At 40.8% G+C, this 17,097-nt stretch carries 19 protein-coding genes; all 19 read left to right on the top strand.

What is annotated here, in order from left to right:
• Positions 1-54 precede the first annotated feature (54 nt).
• A complete protein-coding gene (locus tag JKG64_RS20370; protein ID WP_210356108.1) occupies positions 55-402 on the top strand; it encodes a translation initiation factor in 348 nt (115 codons plus the stop codon).
• 403 nt (positions 403-805) lie between these two features.
• On the top strand, positions 806-1,636 hold the full coding sequence (locus tag JKG64_RS20365) for a MotA/TolQ/ExbB proton channel family protein (protein WP_133586547.1): 831 nt from the start codon (positions 806-808) through the stop codon (positions 1,634-1,636).
• A 97-nt stretch (positions 1,637-1,733) separates the two neighbouring features.
• The gene (locus JKG64_RS20360; RefSeq protein WP_210356107.1) at positions 1,734-2,390 is read left to right on the top strand and encodes an ExbD/TolR family protein; all 657 of its coding nucleotides are present in this window, start codon (positions 1,734-1,736) and stop codon (positions 2,388-2,390) included.
• Positions 2,391-2,405: 15 nt separating this feature from the next.
• Positions 2,406-2,963: an ExbD/TolR family protein gene (locus JKG64_RS20355; RefSeq protein WP_133586549.1), complete on the top strand. Its 558-nt coding sequence runs from the start codon at positions 2,406-2,408 to the stop codon at positions 2,961-2,963.
• Positions 2,964-2,997: 34 nt separating this feature from the next.
• The gene (locus JKG64_RS20350) at positions 2,998-3,879 is read left to right on the top strand and encodes an energy transducer TonB (protein WP_210356106.1); all 882 of its coding nucleotides are present in this window, start codon (positions 2,998-3,000) and stop codon (positions 3,877-3,879) included.
• Positions 3,880-4,170: 291 nt separating this feature from the next.
• The gene (locus JKG64_RS20345; RefSeq protein ID WP_210356105.1) at positions 4,171-5,079 is read left to right on the top strand and encodes a PstS family phosphate ABC transporter substrate-binding protein; all 909 of its coding nucleotides are present in this window, start codon (positions 4,171-4,173) and stop codon (positions 5,077-5,079) included.
• Positions 5,080-5,109: 30 nt separating this feature from the next.
• Complete coding sequence (locus JKG64_RS20340; protein WP_210356104.1) at positions 5,110-6,840, top strand: tetratricopeptide repeat protein; 1,731 nt, start codon at positions 5,110-5,112, stop codon at positions 6,838-6,840.
• A gap of 103 nt (positions 6,841-6,943) precedes the next feature.
• A complete protein-coding gene (locus JKG64_RS20335) occupies positions 6,944-7,324 on the top strand; it encodes an NADH-quinone oxidoreductase subunit A (protein WP_210356103.1) in 381 nt (126 codons plus the stop codon).
• A gap of 94 nt (positions 7,325-7,418) precedes the next feature.
• On the top strand, positions 7,419-7,973 hold the full coding sequence (locus JKG64_RS20330) for an NADH-quinone oxidoreductase subunit B (RefSeq protein ID WP_210356102.1): 555 nt from the start codon (positions 7,419-7,421) through the stop codon (positions 7,971-7,973).
• Positions 7,966-8,469 (top strand): NADH-quinone oxidoreductase subunit C, encoded by a 504-nt coding sequence (locus JKG64_RS20325; protein WP_210356101.1) that lies wholly within the window; start codon positions 7,966-7,968, stop codon positions 8,467-8,469. Before JKG64_RS20330 ends, JKG64_RS20325 begins: the two co-directional genes overlap by 8 nt.
• Positions 8,470-8,486: 17 nt before the next feature.
• Positions 8,487-9,722 carry an NADH-quinone oxidoreductase subunit D gene (locus JKG64_RS20320; protein ID WP_210356100.1) on the top strand — a complete coding sequence of 412 codons (1,236 nt, stop codon included), beginning with the start codon at positions 8,487-8,489 and terminating at the stop codon, positions 9,720-9,722.
• Positions 9,715-10,242: an NADH-quinone oxidoreductase subunit NuoE family protein gene (locus JKG64_RS20315; protein ID WP_210356099.1), complete on the top strand. Its 528-nt coding sequence runs from the start codon at positions 9,715-9,717 to the stop codon at positions 10,240-10,242. The genes JKG64_RS20320 and JKG64_RS20315 overlap by 8 nt, the downstream gene beginning before the upstream one ends.
• Before the next feature lie 5 nt (positions 10,243-10,247).
• Positions 10,248-11,603 (top strand): NADH-quinone oxidoreductase subunit NuoF, encoded by a 1,356-nt coding sequence (gene nuoF / locus JKG64_RS20310; protein ID WP_210356098.1) that lies wholly within the window; start codon positions 10,248-10,250, stop codon positions 11,601-11,603.
• Between the two features lie 33 nt (positions 11,604-11,636).
• Positions 11,637-12,653 carry a 2Fe-2S iron-sulfur cluster-binding protein gene (locus tag JKG64_RS20305; RefSeq protein WP_210356097.1) on the top strand — a complete coding sequence of 339 codons (1,017 nt, stop codon included), beginning with the start codon at positions 11,637-11,639 and terminating at the stop codon, positions 12,651-12,653.
• 7 nt (positions 12,654-12,660) lie between these two features.
• Entirely contained in the window at positions 12,661-13,701 is a 1,041-nt protein-coding gene (nuoH, locus tag JKG64_RS20300; protein WP_210356096.1) for an NADH-quinone oxidoreductase subunit NuoH, read from the top strand.
• A 95-nt stretch (positions 13,702-13,796) separates the two neighbouring features.
• On the top strand, positions 13,797-14,318 hold the full coding sequence (locus tag JKG64_RS20295) for a NuoI/complex I 23 kDa subunit family protein (protein WP_210356095.1): 522 nt from the start codon (positions 13,797-13,799) through the stop codon (positions 14,316-14,318).
• Between the two features lie 4 nt (positions 14,319-14,322).
• Positions 14,323-14,820, top strand: a complete 498-nt coding sequence (locus JKG64_RS20290) for an NADH-quinone oxidoreductase subunit J family protein (protein WP_210356094.1) — start codon at positions 14,323-14,325, stop codon at positions 14,818-14,820.
• A complete protein-coding gene (nuoK, locus tag JKG64_RS20285; protein WP_210356093.1) occupies positions 14,820-15,149 on the top strand; it encodes an NADH-quinone oxidoreductase subunit NuoK in 330 nt (109 codons plus the stop codon). The genes JKG64_RS20290 and nuoK overlap by 1 nt, the downstream gene beginning before the upstream one ends.
• Before the next feature lie 21 nt (positions 15,150-15,170).
• Positions 15,171-17,090: an NADH-quinone oxidoreductase subunit L gene (gene nuoL / locus JKG64_RS20280; RefSeq protein ID WP_210356092.1), complete on the top strand. Its 1,920-nt coding sequence runs from the start codon at positions 15,171-15,173 to the stop codon at positions 17,088-17,090.
• Positions 17,091-17,097 lie beyond the last annotated feature (7 nt).

Raw genomic sequence — 17,097 nt, 5'->3', positions numbered from 1 at the left:
TAGAGAGTTAGAGATTCTAATCACTCGTCACTCGTTACTTAATACTATAAGACAATGTCAAAGCAAAAAAAGCAACGGTACGAAGGTATCGTTTACTCAACAGATAGCTCGTTTGCCTACGATGAAGAATTAGAGACGGAAATGGAGACATTGCCGAAAGAGAAGCAAAAATTGAAAGTTCTTTTAGATCGTAAATCTCGGAAAGGCAAAGTTGTAACAGTGGTTGAGGGATTTATAGGGAAAGAATCCGATTTTCAGGATCTCGCTAAATTGTTAAAGCAGAAATGCGGCGTGGGGGGAACAGCAAAAGACGGAGAGATTTTGATACAAGGGGATTTTAAGCAGAAAGTTTTTGAAATTTTAACGACCGCGGGGTATAGTGTGAAACAAGTTGGTGGTTAAGGCAATTTTTGCTTTATAAATGCGTTAGTACAAGGAGATTAGAGGCTTAAAGTGCACTAACCTGCAAATATGTTGTAACAAGCAAAGTAAGTGATAGCTTACTTATTTTTGTGAGTTAACTATTTATTAATTTGCATATCAAAAAAAAAATAGTTTTTATTGCATAATATTCACAAGATGGAAACATTTAATTTATGTGTGTATTGAGGATATGATTGCCGCTGATGCTCATCTGTCAAGCACATTTTATAAAGAGTATAAAATTAAATGCTAAAAAATTTGACTTTTGTAACAAAATAGTATATTTGTTTTGACAGACGTCAAAATGATGTAAAAAGTATTGCATTAAATTGAATTAAACATAAATAATTAAACAACAGTAAAAATCTAAAATTTAGTAAAAATGGCAAACGCACCAAAAACTACTAGCCCAGCAAAACAAGAGAGTGGCAATTCAGGTAACTTATTTGCGAGCTTATCTATCGTTATTTGTTTTATCATCGGTTATTTGATTTGGAAATATGTGATGGGTAACCCTTCTAACTTTATCGATAATAATCCTGAAAACCAGCCTCTTCCAGGTAACTATGGTGGTATGGTTTATCACGCAGGGGTAGTCGTTCCTATCTTAATCGGTCTATTCTTGATGGTATGGGTATTCGCTATCGAGCGTTTTATCGTTATCGGAAAAGCTTCAGGTACAGGTAATGTAGGTAACTTCGTAAGAAAAGTACAATCATTATTAAAAACTGGTAGTATTGATACAGCTATCGCTGAGTGTGACAAACAAAAAGGTTCTGTTGCTAACGTAATCAAAGCAGGTTTGTTGAAATACAAAGATGTTGAAGCTAACCCAGGATTAGATGCAGAAAAATCAGCATTAGCTATCCAAAAAGAAATCGAAGAGACTACAGCATTAGAAATGCCTATGTTAGAGAAAAACTTAAACGTATTGGCTACTTTGGTTTCTATCGGTACGTTGACTGGTCTATTAGGAACAGTAACAGGTATGATCAAGGCCTTCTCGGCATTGGCAACAGGTGGTGCTCCAGATTCAGCTAAATTAGCAAACGGTATTTCCGAGGCTCTTATCAATACAGCAACAGGTATTGCTACATCTACATTTGCTATTGTAATGTACAACATCTTGACTGCAAAAATCGACAAATTAACTTACTCTATCGACGAAGCTGGTTTCTCTATCGTACAAACGTACGCGGCTAACCACAAGTAAGATGCTTAAAAATAAATTTTAGTTTTTTTTATGGAAACTGAAATGAACATGCATCATTAAGAAAAAGAAGAGTTGTTAATTAAAAAAGATTAAAGAAATGGGTAAAGCAAAAGTAAAAAGAGCCAGTACATCGATCGATATGACAGCGATGTGTGACGTATCTTTCTTGCTTCTTACGTTCTTCGTTCTTACAGCAACCGCAAGACAACAAGAGTCACTGATAGTTGACGCGCCACATTCCTATTCAGAAGCAAAATTGCCTGATGGAAACGTAGCGATGATTACTGTTGGTAATGAAGGAAAAGTCTTCTTTCATATGTCAGACCAAAATGTACGCGTACAAGCTTTACAGCAAATGGGTGCATTGTATGGCATTGAATTTACGCCAGAAGAATATGGTAAGTTCAAAGCGATGGAAGATTTTGGAGTCTCAATGAAAACAATGAAAACATTGTTGGCAGCTGAAGCAGGCGATAGAACAGAAGATAAGCAAAAGGGAATTCCTGTAGATTCAACTATGAACGCGTCGAATGAATTGTCTTCATGGGTAAAGCAGGCTAGGTTAGCTTCCGCAAAGATCTTGAGAGATAAAGCTGTCGCAGATGGTACTGATCCAGATGATATCGAGCTAATGACGGTAGCAATCAAGGCAGATGCCAATGAGAAGTTCCCTAGTTTGAATTTAATAATTGAAACATTACGTAATCAGAAGCAAAACAAGTTCAGTTTCGTAACTGGCCTTAAAGCTGATTAATTAGAATAGAAGCAAATGGCAGAATTAAATCAAGACTCTGGTAAGGGCGGTAAAGGCGGAAAGGTAAGGTCAAAAAAATCTGGGGGTAAGGTCGATCTTACAGCCATGGTTGACTTGGCGTTCTTATTGATTACGTTCTTTATGTTGACCACTTCCTTGAATAAGCCTCAAGCGATGGATGTCGCTATGCCTGATAAAAACGTCGAGACAGATAAACAAACTGATGTTGATGTGGACGAGCATCGTAGTGTGACTTTGGTGTTGGGTTCTGACGACAAGCTTATCTGGTATCAAGGTGATGTTAAAAAGCCTATCCAGGAACCGGCTGTAATCGATTACAGTAAGGACGGTCTACGTGCTGTACTTATGAAGATGAAACAGGTAGTTCCTCAACAGGCAGGAGGCAAAGATATGATCGTAGTGATACGCCCGAGTGAAAAATCGGTAACTAGAAATATCGTAGATGCACTGGACGAGATGAAAATCGTAGATGTTAAGCGTTATATGATATCTAACCGTATCATGGCCGAAGAAATTGAGCTATTGAAAAAGGATAATCTGTACAATGATTAATCATAGTGTACAGTTATCATAAAACAGAAATAATATGTTTGGAAAATTAAATATATTTAAGAAAGAGTGGCTTGATGTTGTCTTCGAAAACAGGAACAAGTCTTATGGAGCGTACGAGCTTCGTAAGTTGGGACCGAAAGCAACCAACACTGCGTTACTTATTGTAACGGCTGTTGTTGCGGTTTTCAGTGTTCCTTCGGCGCTTAATCTAAAGCTTTTTTCAGGAAAAGAAGCTCCGAAAGAGGAGATCGCTTTTACAGAAGAAGTTACTTTAGAGGATTTGGCGGAGAAACTTCCTGAAGAAGAAGAAAAGCCACCTGTACAAGAAGAGGCACCTAAGATTGCTGAATCTAAACCTGCACTAGATGTAGTTGCTTTACCTGAGATTAAGCCTGTTCCTAAGGAAAAGGCGGTAGAGCAGGAAGTTGCTACTGTCGAAGAGGCTACAGATAAGAAAAAACTTATCGGTCCTGTTGCGATGAAAGGTATGAAAGGTGGTAGTATCACAACTGAAGGTAAATGGGGTACAAAAGATGTTGCTGGGTCAGCAACAGGTAGTACTAAAGGTGTAGAAGGCGGAACCGGTTCTGGAGAGGAAATCTTCGAGTCCGTAGAGATTCAACCGGAGCCACCAGGTGGTATGGCTGCATTCCGTAAATGGATTGGCGACAACTACCAGTATCCATCAGGCGCTATCGATGCAGGAGTGAAAGGAACTGTTCAGGTATCGTTCGTTGTAGAGAAAAACGGAGAGTTAACAGATGTTAAAGTGGTTCGTGACCTTTCTTACGGTACGGGACAAGCTGCTGTCAACTTGTTGAAGAAAGCGAAGAAATGGAGCCCAGGTATTCAAAACGGACGTCCGGTGCGTGTTGCTTATACTTTGCCTATCCGTTTGGACTTAACAAATATGTAATGAGTGTGAATAACAACTCAAGAAACAATAAATTTAGACAGAAATCGCCGACACAGCGATTTCTGTCCATTTTAGGCCTATGTATGTTTCTTTTTTATTTCATTTTGGGCCTATTGATTATCTTTTGGAAATCGTTTCCTTTAGAAATTGACAAAACGTATAAGAATATGTTTGGAGGATTGCTGATTGTGTACTCGTTTATGCGATTTGCAAGACTTTGGCAGAATAATTTTTTACGTTAAAAAATCATGTACGATTAATCCTTCTATTAATCTTTAAATCTTACTGAGTATGAAACTGTTTTTTTGTTCCGTGTTGATCAGCGTGGTAACTCTTGGTTTTACAGGTTGTTCCAATAGTACTAAAAAGGAGAAGAAAGATGATATCTTGGCTGGAGTTTTGCCGGTTGCTGTAGACGAAACTGTCTTACCTCTGTTTTTGGAACAGAAAGAAGTTTTTGAAAGCTCTTACTATAATGCTAAAATCGAGGAGCATGCTAATTCTGAAGTGCAAGTGGTTAACAGTCTTTTGAACGGAGATGTGGCGTTTGCAGTTTTGACCAGGCAGTTGACAGAGGAGGAACAGAAAGGGTTTAAGGCGAGATCTGTTACGCCTAGAATTTATAGTGTCGCTTATGATGGCATTATTTTGGTAGGGAATATTGGGGATGCGGATACGAGCGTTAATGTATCCGATATTCCGGAGCTGATGAAGGGTAATAAAGTCACGGATTATTCCTTGGTTTTTGATAATCTGAATTCGAGTGTCTTTCGTTACTTTAGAGAGCTAGGGAAGATAGAAAAGGTTGCTAACACTTTTGTCGAGGCAAAGGATGGTGCTGAAGCTGTTTTAAAGGAAGTGGCAGAAAAAAGAGGGAAAGTAGGCTTGATTAGTTACAATCAATTTTTATCTTTAGAAAGTTCTTTTTCAGAAAAAGATAAAATTCGTATCTTGAGCGTAGTTAGTGAGAAAGATGGGGCTAAGAAATACGTGAAGCCTTCTCAGACAAGTTTTGCGACAGGAGAGTATCCTTTAAAGCGTGAGATTTTTGTACTGAACTACCAGCCTAATTTGGGGTTAGGGATCGGCTTTTCAGCGTTTATGACCGGAGATAGGGGGCAGCGTATTGTTTTGAAATCGGGATTACTGCCCTACACAATGCCAGGTCGCGAGATAATAATTAGAGATAAAATAAATTAGTAAACAACTATAAGAATACAAGATAGAATTATGACAAAAAGCAAATTATTTTTGAGTTTATTACTAGCTGGGGCTGTGGTTGGTACAGCAAGTGCTCAAAGTTTGAAGGACGCTCAGGCAGCTATGGATGCAGAGCAGTACGATAAGGCTAAAGGTATTTTGCAAAATTTGGTCGAGAAGAAGGCTAAAGATGGCGAGAATTACTTTTACCTTGGACAGATTTATTTGATCAACGAGAAGGCTGATTCTGCGGCAATTATTTTTAATAATGGTTTGACAAATGCGCCAAAAGAGCAATTGAATAATGTCGGTTTGGGTATCGTAGATTTGATGAAGAACAACACTTCTGCGGCAGAATCTAAATTTGCTACAGCGACTGCTTCTCTAGGAAAGAAAGATTATTTGCCTTTGTATTATATCGGTCGTGCTTATATCGATGCACCTAAGCCTGATTTTGCAAAAGCAGTAGATTATTTGACACAAGCAAAAGCTAAAAATGCGAAGGACGCTATGGTCCCTGTAGCTTTAGGTGATGCTTTCTTAGGATTGAAAGATAATAGTCAAGCTTATGTTAGTTACCGTGATGCATTGAATGTGGATCCTAACTTGGTAAAAGCAAAAGTGCAGCAAGCATTGATCACACGTCGCGCATTTGCATTTGACGAAGCATTAGAGCAATATAACAATATCGCCTCTGAATATCCTAACTATGGTCCAGTGTACCGCGAAATCGCTGAGACGCAATTGCAGATGGCAAAGCGTATGCCAGATAATACAGATGAAGAAAAAGCAGCTTACGAAGCTCAGGTTTCAAAAGCGGTAGATAGCTATAAAAAGTATTTGCAGGTTACGGGTGATATGTCACCAGAGGCGAACGTACGCTATGCGGATTTCTTAGTATATGGTCAGAAATATGACGAGTTGAAGACTGTTGCAGAGAAGTTGGCTAATGTACCGGGAGTTGATGCAAAAGTATTCCGTTATTTAGGTTTGATTGCGGTCAACCAAGACAAAGATTATGCGAAAGGTGTCGAGTATTTTGATAAATTGTTTGCAGGTGCTGAAGAAAGCCGTTTGATCGATATCGATTATCTTTTCTCCGGTTTGGCAAATATCGAAGCGGGCAATGTCGCTAAGGGTCTTCCTAATTTGCAAAAAGCGTTAGAGATGAACCCTGAAATGATGCCTGAAATCGGTTCGGCAGGTATGGTAGCATTTGGACAAGGTAAATATGATGTAGCTGCAGCTATTTTCAATATTCCTGCGCAGAAAACTGGTACTGATTTCTATTACGAGGCGAATTATTTCTTAGGAATGGCTAACTTCCGTGCCGGAGCAGCTAAAAAAGAGAAGGAAGAAGATGCAACGAAGGAATTAAATGATGCAATCAAAGCATTTGATGTTATCGTAAAATCAAACGACCAGAAAGTGTATGATGAATACCTTGTACAAGCGTTGTATATGACAGGATATGCTAATATGCAATTGGACGTTATCAATCCTGAAACTCCTGAATTGACTAAAGGTTTGTTTGTTCCTGCTTTTGACCAATTAATTAAGGTATTGAAGGATAAACAAGCTGCAGGGGAGACGTTGGATGAAGATGCAACTTCTAAATTGGTAGATTCTTACAATAATGTTGGATACTTCTATTTATTAAAAGGAGATAACAAGAAGGCATTAGAGTATTTTGAGAATACAATCAAGATTAATCCTGAAGACGAAACCGCTAAGGCTTATATTGACTACTTAAAGAGTTAAACCTCTAAAAATTAATAAGAAAAGGGGAACTGTCATGCAGTTCCCCTTTTTATTTGGGATAAAATTCCTATTTTTGTGTATATAACTGAGACTTAAACTTATCATGGAAAACGTACAACTAGAGAATATGCCGGTAGATTATTTACCTATTCTGATTCAATTGGCTGTTGCAACCGGTTTCGGAGTGCTTACCATCGTGGGAACTCATCTTTTAGGGCCTAAAGTCCGTTCGGAAAAGAAGCTTTCTTCTTTTGAATCCGGAGTTGAGGTCATCGGTAATGCAAGGCAGCCTTTCTCCATCAAATACTTCCTTGTCGCTATCTTATTTGTCATTTTTGATATCGAGGTTATCTTTATGTATCCTTGGGCGGTCAATTTTAGAGAGTTTGGAATGCAGGGGCTTATAGAGATGTTTGTCTTTATGGGTATGTTGCTTCTGGGCTTTATCTATGTGATAAAGAAGAAGGCGCTGAACTGGGATTAGAACAGTTCTAAATAGCAATCCTCGGTTCCAATACAAGATTAAAAATATTATATTGAACCGAGAAATAAACTACGAAAAGAAGAAAAAACTAATTATGAGCAAAGTTACCTTAGCCGAAGCGCCTCCGGGTGTAGAAGGAGCTGGATTTTTTGCCACTTCGTTAGATAAAGCCATTGGGCTGGCCCGAGCCAACTCCCTGTGGCCTCTCCCTTTTGCTACATCTTGTTGCGGGATAGAATTTATGGCGACTATGGGGTCTACCTACGACCTGGCTCGTTTTGGTGCAGAGCGCCCTAGTTTTTCGCCACGCCAAGCTGATATGTTGTTGGTGATGGGGACCATTGCAAAAAAAATGGCTCCAGTCTTAAGGCAAGTGTATGTTCAAATGGCTGAGCCTCGTTGGGTTATTGCTGTGGGAGCCTGTGCTTCTAGTGGAGGTATCTTTGATACGTATTCTGTTCTACAAGGGATTGACGAAATTATTCCTGTGGATGTATATGTGCCAGGATGCCCACCTCGCCCTGAAGCAATTCTAGATGGTGTGCTCAAGTTGCAGGAGATTGTGAAGAATGAGTCTTTGAATAGGAGAAATACCCCGGAATATAAAGCGTTATTAGAGAAGTACGGTATAGAAGCAAATAATGAATAAGTTGGATAATCAGGTTATAATTGATCGTCTACAGGCTGTCTTAGGCGATAAGGTTCACGTTTTAGGAGAACCTCATGGTTTATTGGCGATTCAAACGGAGTCCGCTTATATTTTGGAGTTATTGGCATTTGTCAAGAACGATGAACTGTTGCGTTTAAATTATTTGACGGATATTACTGCTGTGCATTACCCGCTACAGGAGAAGCAATATGCAGTGGTGTATCATCTTCATAACCTTTTTCAAAATATACGTGTCCGCGTTAAAGTATTTATTGGAGGCGAGCAACCGACTATACCTTCTGCGACAAGTGTATGGCAGGGGGCAAACTGGATGGAACGAGAGACTTACGATTTCTTTGGAATTCATTTCGAAGGACATCCAGACCTAAGAAGAATTTTGAATATGGATGATCTAGATGTCTTTCCAATGCGAAAAGAGTATCCGCTAGAAGATCCTAACCGAATAGATAAGAAAGATTTTTATTTTGGCCGTTAACTTCAAGTGTAGATAAGATGAGTAACCGAATAACCAAGATAACCCCTAATAACCCCGTTTTTTATGACAATGACCCTCAAGATGAGTTAATAACGCTCAATCTTGGGCCTACACATCCCGCTACGCATGGTGTGTTTCAGAATGTGCTGCAGATCGATGGGGAGCGGATAGTGAGTGGGGTTTCGACGATTGGCTATATACACCGAGCTTTCGAGAAGATTGCAGAACATCGTCCCTTTTATCAGATTACACCGCTGACCGACCGTTTGAACTATTGTTCGTCTCCAATCAATAATATGGGATGGCATATGACTGTCGAGAAGCTTTTAGATATCGAGATTCCAAAGCGGGTGCAGTATATGCGTGTGATCGTGATGGAACTTGCGCGCATCGCCGACCATATTATCTGTAATGGTATCTTGGGGGTGGATACAGGTGCCTTTTCAGGCTTCCTCTATGTGATGCAGGAGCGGGAGTTTATCTATGAGATCTTTGAAGAAATCTGCGGTGCCCGCTTGACGACCAATATCGGTCGTATTGGAGGATTCGAGCGTGATTTTAATGCTATCGCTTTTGATAAGATTAGAGAGTTTCTTAAACGTTATCCGCCTGTTTTGAGCGAGTTTGAGGAACTTTTTGTTCGTAACCGCATATTTATTGAGCGTACTTCAGGTGTTGCGGCAGTGACGCCAGAGCAAGCGTTGGATTACAGCTGGTCCGGACCTATTCTACGTGCTACCGGAGTCGATTATGATGTCCGTGTTACAGCTCCCTACTGTTCGTATGAAGAGTTTGAGTTTGATGTACCAGTAGGTACAAATGGAGATGTTTACGATCGATTTATGGTGCGTAATGAAGAGATGCGGCAGTCTATGCGTATCATTCAGCAGGCGCTAGAGAAAATAGAAAAAGAACCAAAAGGGGTGTTTCACGCTGATGTTCCAGAGTTTTATTTACCACCGAAAGAGCAGGTTTATAATAATATGGAAGCGTTGATTTATCACTTTAAAATAGTGATGGGGGAATGGGAAACACCGAAATCAGAGGTGTACCATGCTGTGGAGGGGGCCAATGGCGAGCTCGGTTTTTACCTGATACATGATGGTGGGCGTACACCTTACCGACTTCATTTCAGAAGACCATCTTTTATCAACTATCAGATGTTTGCGCCAATGAGTAGAGGTATGTTGATATCTGATGCGATTATCAACATGAGTAGTTTAAATGTAATAGCAGGAGAGTTAGATGCTTAGTATACAAGAGAACCAACCGGTAGAATTTTCTGCGGCACTTTTGGAACAGTTCGGCGAGATTGTCGCTCGTTACCCCGAGAACCAGCAAAAGTCAGCGTTATTACCTATCCTTCACCTCGTGCAAGCGGAGTATGGGTGGTTAAGTACAGATAGTATGGATAAAGTGGCGGCATATCTTCATATACAAGCTATTGAAGTATATGAGGTGGCTACATTTTATACCATGTATTTTTTAAAGCCTCAAGGGAAGTACATGTTGGAAGTGTGCCGTACCGGGCCGTGTTGCTTGGTCGGTGCGGAAAAAATCATGCAGCATATTGAAAACCGCTTAGGTGTAAAGGAAGGAGAGATTACGGCCGACGGTTTATTCTCTTGGCGGGGTGTAGAATGTATCGCCGCTTGTGGTTATGGACCTGTATTACAGATTGGCCCGGAGTATACTTTTTATGAGAATTTGACTGAAAAAAGTGTGGATGAATTGATTGACACTTTGCGGGATAAAGCGAAACAGCAAGCTTAAAACATATGGGACGTAAATTATTATTAGAGCATATCAATGAGCCAGGTATTCAGACTTTTGATGTTTATCGTCAAAAAGGAGGATATCGTGCTGTAGAGAAGGCATTAAAGAGCATGTCTCCTGATGACGTTGTCGAGGAGGTGAAGAAATCTGGACTACGAGGAAGAGGAGGAGCGGGATTCCCTACGGGGATGAAGTGGAGCTTTTTGGCAAAGCCAGAGGGGGTTCCCCGTTATTTGGTATGTAATGGCGATGAGTCTGAACCAGGGACTTTTAAAGATCGTTATTTGATGACTCATATCCCTCATGCATTAATTGAAGGAATGATCGTGTCGAGTTATGCATTAGGAGCAAATACGTCCTATATCTATGTCCGTGGCGAGATGATGCCACAGATCCGAATATTAGAGCGTGCTATTGCTGAAACAAAAGCAGCGGGACTTCTAGGCAAGAATATACTGGGTACAGGCTATGACTTAGAGATCTATGTACAACCGGGCGGTGGTGCATACATCTGTGGAGAAGAGACCGCGCTCTTGGAATCGCTGGAAGGCAAGCGTGGTAATCCGCGTATTAAGCCACCATTCCCTGCAGTTGCAGGATTATATGGCTGTCCTACAGTTGTAAATAATGTTGAATCTATTGCATCTGTTGTGCCTATTATCAATGATGGAGGCGAAGAGTATGCTAAAATCGGTATAGAGCGTAGCACAGGAACGAAGCTGATTTCTGCTGGAGGAAATGTGAAGAACCCAGGAGTATATGAGATTGAGTTGGGAGTACCTGTAGAAGAATTTATCTATTCTGACGAATACTGTGGTGGTATAGCTAATGGAAAGCGGCTAAAGGCTTTGGTTGCAGGTGGTTCGTCTGTGCCGATTCTGCCCGCCAATCTAATTTGTAAGACCATCAATGGGGATGCTCGTTTGATGACCTATGAATCTCTGGCAGACGGTGGTTTCCAGACAGGTACTATGATGGGGTCTGGTGGATTTATCGTTTTTGATGAGGATCAATGTATTGTCCGTAACACCTGGAATTTTACACGCTTCTATCATCACGAAAGCTGTGGACAGTGTTCCCCTTGTCGTGAAGGAACGGGCTGGATGGAGAAGGTATTATATAAAATAGAACACGGTCAAGGCAGTATCGCGGATATCGATTTACTATGGGATATTCAGCGAAAAATAGAAGGTAATACAATTTGTCCGTTAGGCGACGCTGCGGCGTGGCCTGTAGCGGCAGCGATTCGGCACTTTAGAGACGAGTTTGAGTGGCATGTACTTCATCCAGAGGAGTCGCAATCGAAGAATTATGGGTTAGCACATTATGCCGATCCTATAAAACCGGTAGCACAGTAAACGAGGGTAATAATCTAGTAGAAAGCAGAAACGATGGCTGAAGAAGTTGTAAAATTTAAAGTAACGATCGATGGTATACCTGTAGAGGTAAAACCAGGAACTACTATTCTAAATGCAGCACGTCAGATAGGTGGAGATATTGTCCCGCCAGCGATGTGCTACTATTCTAAGTTAGAGGGAACCGGGGGTAAATGCCGTACCTGTTTGGTCAAAGTATCTAAGGGGTCCGAGAAAGACCCTAGACCAATGCCTAAGCTTGTGGCATCTTGCCGCACGACTGTTATGGATGGTATGGAGGTACAGAATATTACGTCTCCTGATGTTGTTGAAGCTCGAAAAGGAGTTGTGGAGATGCTTTTGATCAACCACCCTTTGGACTGTCCAGTATGTGATCAAGCCGGTGAGTGCAAATTGCAGGATCTGGGCTATGAGCACGGCGATGAAGGGACGCGGTATGAATTTGAACGCCGTACATTCGAACGTATTGATATCGGAGATAAAATTCAGCTGCATATGAATCGTTGTATTCTGTGTTATCGTTGTGTTTTTGTTGCCAATCAGCTTACTGACGAGCGCGAGCATGGGGTCTTGAATAGAGGGGATCATTCCGAGATATCCACATTCATACATAAAGCATTGAATCATGATTTTGTAGGAAATGTAATTGATGTATGTCCGGTGGGGGCTTTGACGGATAAGACTTTCCGTTTTAAGAACCGTGTGTGGTTTACCAAGCCCGTGGATGCACATAGGGATTGCCCTACTTGTGCTGGAAAAGTCACGCTTTGGTACAAAGGAGACGAAGTATTACGGGTTACAGGCAGAAAAGATGAGTATGGAGAGGTAGAAGAATTTATCTGTAACACTTGTCGGTTTGAGACGAAGCATACTTCCGATTGGACACTCGAGGAGCCTACTCCGGTAGATCATGAATCTGTTATTGGAGCAAATCACTACTTGAATTTTAATCCTCCTTCGGTGATTCATGAAGATAAAAAATTGCAATTGGCTAATGAGGAGCAGTTGGCCAGAACAGAACGATTAAAGTAAATCAGCGATGGAAACAGCTTTTATTTTAGAAAAATTGATTTTAGTAGTTATTGTGTTTACCATTACCTTGGTAATCGCAATGTATTCTACCCTTGCAGAGCGTAAGATTGCTGGTTTTATGCAAGATAGGCATGGACCAGATAGAGCTGGTATTTTCGGACTTTTACAGCCTCTGTGCGATGGTGGAAAGTTCTTTTTTAAAGAGGAGATTATTCCTTCGGGAGCACACAAGCCTCTTTTTATTTTGGGGCCGGTTATAGCTATTATCACTGCCTGTATCAGTTCGGCTGTCATCCCCTGGGGGCAGGAGCTTACTATTAATGGCAAGCAGATCTCGTTGCAGGTGGCTTCAGGAATTAACATAGGTGTACTCTATATGTTCGGTGTTATTGCTTTAGGGGTATACGGAATTATGCTTGGTGGCTGGGCTTCCAACAACAAGTTTTCGTTGATGGGTGCTATCCGTGCAGCTTCTCAGAGTATTAGTTATGAAATCGGAATGGGGTTGTCGCTTATCGCGTTATTGATGGTGACGGGTACCTTACAGCTAGAAGATATTGTAGCACAACAATCGGGGTTTGTCAATTGGAACATATGGGGACAGCCGCTCGGCTTTTTGATTTTTATCACCTGTGCTTTTGCAGAGTGTAACCGGGTACCGTTTGATTTACCGGAGTGTGAGACCGAACTGGTCGGAGGCTACCATACCGAATATTCTTCGATGAAACTCGGGCTCTATATGTTCTCGGAGTACATTAATATGTTTGTTTCTTCGGCGTTGATGGCAGCACTCTACTTTGGCGGTTATAATTTCCCGTTTATGTATGAGCTTGGGCTATCGCAAAATTGGATAACCATTATTGGCGTAGTAGTTTTCTTTTTAAAGATATTCGGTTTCATCTTTTTCTTTATGTGGATACGTTGGACTTTGCCACGGTTCCGCTATGATCAGTTGATGAATCTTGGCTGGAAGATATTAATTCCTTTAGCCATTGCTAATATCGTGCTGACAGGAGTAATCACACTAGTAAAGGATACTTATTTTTAAAATAGTGAAGTTGGTGATCCTAGTGATAGAGGTTAGGAAGGAAAGAACATCACCTCCATCACTTTTGTAACCATTATAACTTTTAAATAACAGTTATGCAATCATTAAGTAATAGAAAGAAAGTTATTGAGCAGAAGCCAATGAATATATGGGAGCGCATGTATCTACCGGCTATTGCTAAGGGGTTGTCTATCACCCTAAGACACTTTTTCAAAAAAATACCAACGATTAAATATCCGGAGGAAATACGGCCTTACTCAAAAAACTTTAGAGGGCAGCATTCTTTGAAACGTGATGAGCAAGGGCGGGAGCGCTGTACAGCATGTGGACTTTGCGCTTTATCTTGTCCTGCTGAAGCTATTACGATGACTGCCGCAGAGCGTCAAAAAGGAGAGGAGAACCTATATCGGGAAGAGAAGTACGCTGCTGTTTATGAAATCAATATGCTCCGTTGTATTTTTTGTGGACTTTGCGAGGAAGCCTGCCCTAAGGAGGCGATCTATCTTGATGGGCCGCATGTTACTGCAGAATATCTGCGTCGCGATTTTATTTATGGCAAGGATAAATTGGTGGAACCTAAATTTGATATTACAAAACTAAACAGAGAAAACGCTTAAGCAGATGACTATATTCTATTTTGTTGCCTTTTTGTCTATTTTCTTTGCGCTGATGACCATCTTCACAAAGAACCCTGTGCATAGTGTGCTTTATTTGGTTATTACCTTTTTCACCTTTACGGTGCACTATATCTTGCTAAATGCCCAATTTTTGGCCGTTGTCAATTTCATCGTCTATATGGGAGCAATCATGGTCTTATTTTTATTTGTCCTGATGTTGCTCAATCTCAATAAGGATATCGAGCCAATGAGGTCCAATCTGGTGAAGATTATGGGCGCTGTAGCTGGAATGTGTATGCTGGTTACATTTTTAGGAGCTTTTAAGGTTATAGAGAGCAATAACGAGTTTGTGACGGGCAATAGCGATGTCGGACTAGTGAAAAATCTAGGTAAAGTTTTATTTGATGAATTCCTTTTGCCTTTTGAGCTATCCTCAATCTTGTTATTGACTGCGATGGTTGGTGCAATATTATTGGCTAAAAAAGAAACAAAAGAAGCGTAATGGACAATATTATTCAAAATATACAAGGGATACCGTTAAATCACTACCTGATTTTCTGTAGTATCATTTTTTCAATCGGTGTCATTGGTGTGTTGATCCGTCGTAATGTGATTATCATTATGATGTCGATAGAGCTTATGCTCAATTCCGTTAACCTGTTGTTGGCTGCATTCTCAGCGTATCGGGGAGATGCCAGTGGACAGGTGTTTGTGTTCTTTATCATGGCATTAGCAGCCGCAGAGGTGGCTGTGGGACTGGCTATTGTTATTATGGTCTATAGGAATACAAAATCAGTAGATATTGAGTCGTTAAGTAAGTTGCGTTGGTAAAAATTAAGTAGAACTAGCTATATGATCGAACTAATTTGGTTAATACCTTTACTACCCCTGATTGGATTTGTAATCAATGGAATAGGGCGAAATTTTCTCCCTAAAAGTGCTGTCGGAACTCTTGGTAGTGGCGTAGTGCTGGGGTCTTTTATATTGAGTTGCCTTGTATTTGGTGAAGTGCTGGCCGCTCGCAGTGCAGGACAAGATTCGGCTTTTGCTTATCACTTATTCGATTGGATTCGATTGGGTAATTTGGATATTAGTTTCTCTTTCTTGGTAGATCCTTTGAGCGCATTAATGTTGCTTATTATTACAGGTATAGGTTTCTTGATCCACCTGTACTCCATTGGATATATGAGCCATGATGCGGGGTTCGGTAAATTCTTTGCATACCTGAATCTATTTATATTCTTTATGTTGCTGTTGGTTTTAGGCTCTAACTATTTGATTATGTTTATCGGATGGGAAGGAGTCGGCCTATGCTCTTATTTACTGATCGGTTTCTGGTATAAAAATTCAAGTTATGCAAGCGCAGCTAAGAAGGCGTTTGTAATGAATAGAATCGGCGATTTGGGATTTTTGATTGCTGTTTTTGCTATCATCGCTACATTTGGCTCTTTAGAATTTGATGCCGTATTCCAGCAAGCATCCAGTTTCCCGGTCGGTGATGCCACCTTACTGCTGATTACTTTATTATTGTTTGTTGCAGCAACCGGAAAATCGGCACAGATTCCTTTATTTACATGGTTACCTGATGCGATGGCGGGACCTACTCCGGTTTCTGCATTGATTCACGCGGCAACGATGGTTACGGCAGGTATCTATATGATCGTAAGATCCAATATTTTGTTTACGCTATCTCCCGTCACAATGCAGATTATTGCCGCGATAGGTGTGTGTACCGCATTGGTTGCCGCCTTTATTGCAATTACGCAGAATGATATTAAGAAAGTGTTGGCTTATTCGACGGTTTCTCAATTGGGGTATATGTTTTTGGGATTGGGCGTTGGTGCGTTTACAGGTGCTTTTTTCCATGTACTGACGCATGCTTTCTTTAAGGCATTGCTTTTCTTGGGAGCAGGATCTGTCATCCATGCGATGAGTGATGAGCAGGACATGCGTCAGATGGGGGGGCTTAAAAAGGGGCTTCCTATAACTTATTTGACTATGCTGATCGGTACTATTGCTATTTCGGGAATACCGCCATTGTCGGGGTTTTTCTCAAAGGATGAGATCTTGGCGCATGCTTTCCTAGCTAACCCTTTACTATGGGGGCTTGGTTTTATAGGAGCTTTATTTACCGCTTTCTATATGTTCAGGCTGTTGTATCTGACATTTTTCGGAGAATTTAGAGGAACGGAGGATCAAAAGAGTCATTTGCATGAGTCTCCTGCTACGATGTTGCTTCCTTTGCTTGTATTAGCGGTGCTTGCTGCTGGCGGAGGATTGTTGAATGTGCCAGAGGCGTTAGGAGGCAGTCATTGGCTTGCTAACTTCCTGAGTCCGATATTTGCTTACAGTAACAGTCGAGTGGAAGCCATCCATATTGACCATAATACCGAGTATATCTTGATGGGGGCATCTGCTATTGCAGCTTTGATAATGGCTGTTATAGCTTATTCAACTTATGTTAAGAAGAAAAGGATCCCTGGTCCAGACGGACAAGAACAAGGGCTTTTGTACAAATTATCCTATCATAAGCTTTATGTAGATGAACTATATGATGCGGTGATTGTTCGCCCCTTGAATGCATTTTCGAAGTTTTTATACCATATTGTTGATAGAGCAGGAATAGACGGTTTTGTAAACGGTATCGGAAGCTTTTTTATGTCTTCCGGTCGAGGCATTCGTCAGCTGCAGACAGGACATGTTGGTTTTTATATCTTTATGATGGTCATTGGGGTTATCGCTATCCTTTTGTACGGTTTTTTAAATGTATAGCTATTTG

Origin of the sequence: Sphingobacterium tabacisoli, assembly GCF_017908035.1 — a bacterium.
GTDB classification, from domain to species: domain Bacteria; phylum Bacteroidota; class Bacteroidia; order Sphingobacteriales; family Sphingobacteriaceae; genus Sphingobacterium; species Sphingobacterium tabacisoli.
Note: the sequence above shows the minus strand (reverse complement) of the source record. Positions and strands in the feature narration are given on the sequence as shown.

Coding starts and splice junctions, on each gene's coding strand:
- nuoH (WP_210356096.1), top strand. CDS start 12,661: ATGGAAACAGCTTTTATTTTAGAAAAATTGATTTTAGTAGTTATTGTG.
- nuoK (WP_210356093.1), top strand. CDS start 14,820: ATGGACAATATTATTCAAAATATACAAGGGATACCGTTAAATCACTAC.
- JKG64_RS20295 (WP_210356095.1), top strand. CDS start 13,797: ATGCAATCATTAAGTAATAGAAAGAAAGTTATTGAGCAGAAGCCAATG.
- JKG64_RS20345 (WP_210356105.1), top strand. CDS start 4,171: ATGAAACTGTTTTTTTGTTCCGTGTTGATCAGCGTGGTAACTCTTGGT.
- JKG64_RS20340 (WP_210356104.1), top strand. CDS start 5,110: ATGACAAAAAGCAAATTATTTTTGAGTTTATTACTAGCTGGGGCTGTG.
- JKG64_RS20290 (WP_210356094.1), top strand. CDS start 14,323: ATGACTATATTCTATTTTGTTGCCTTTTTGTCTATTTTCTTTGCGCTG.
- JKG64_RS20365 (WP_133586547.1), top strand. CDS start 806: ATGGCAAACGCACCAAAAACTACTAGCCCAGCAAAACAAGAGAGTGGC.
- JKG64_RS20305 (WP_210356097.1), top strand. CDS start 11,637: ATGGCTGAAGAAGTTGTAAAATTTAAAGTAACGATCGATGGTATACCT.
- nuoL (WP_210356092.1), top strand. CDS start 15,171: ATGATCGAACTAATTTGGTTAATACCTTTACTACCCCTGATTGGATTT.
- JKG64_RS20360 (WP_210356107.1), top strand. CDS start 1,734: ATGGGTAAAGCAAAAGTAAAAAGAGCCAGTACATCGATCGATATGACA.
- JKG64_RS20335 (WP_210356103.1), top strand. CDS start 6,944: ATGGAAAACGTACAACTAGAGAATATGCCGGTAGATTATTTACCTATT.
- JKG64_RS20315 (WP_210356099.1), top strand. CDS start 9,715: ATGCTTAGTATACAAGAGAACCAACCGGTAGAATTTTCTGCGGCACTT.
- JKG64_RS20355 (WP_133586549.1), top strand. CDS start 2,406: ATGGCAGAATTAAATCAAGACTCTGGTAAGGGCGGTAAAGGCGGAAAG.
- JKG64_RS20330 (WP_210356102.1), top strand. CDS start 7,419: ATGAGCAAAGTTACCTTAGCCGAAGCGCCTCCGGGTGTAGAAGGAGCT.
- JKG64_RS20325 (WP_210356101.1), top strand. CDS start 7,966: ATGAATAAGTTGGATAATCAGGTTATAATTGATCGTCTACAGGCTGTC.
- JKG64_RS20370 (WP_210356108.1), top strand. CDS start 55: ATGTCAAAGCAAAAAAAGCAACGGTACGAAGGTATCGTTTACTCAACA.
- JKG64_RS20320 (WP_210356100.1), top strand. CDS start 8,487: ATGAGTAACCGAATAACCAAGATAACCCCTAATAACCCCGTTTTTTAT.
- nuoF (WP_210356098.1), top strand. CDS start 10,248: ATGGGACGTAAATTATTATTAGAGCATATCAATGAGCCAGGTATTCAG.
- JKG64_RS20350 (WP_210356106.1), top strand. CDS start 2,998: ATGTTTGGAAAATTAAATATATTTAAGAAAGAGTGGCTTGATGTTGTC.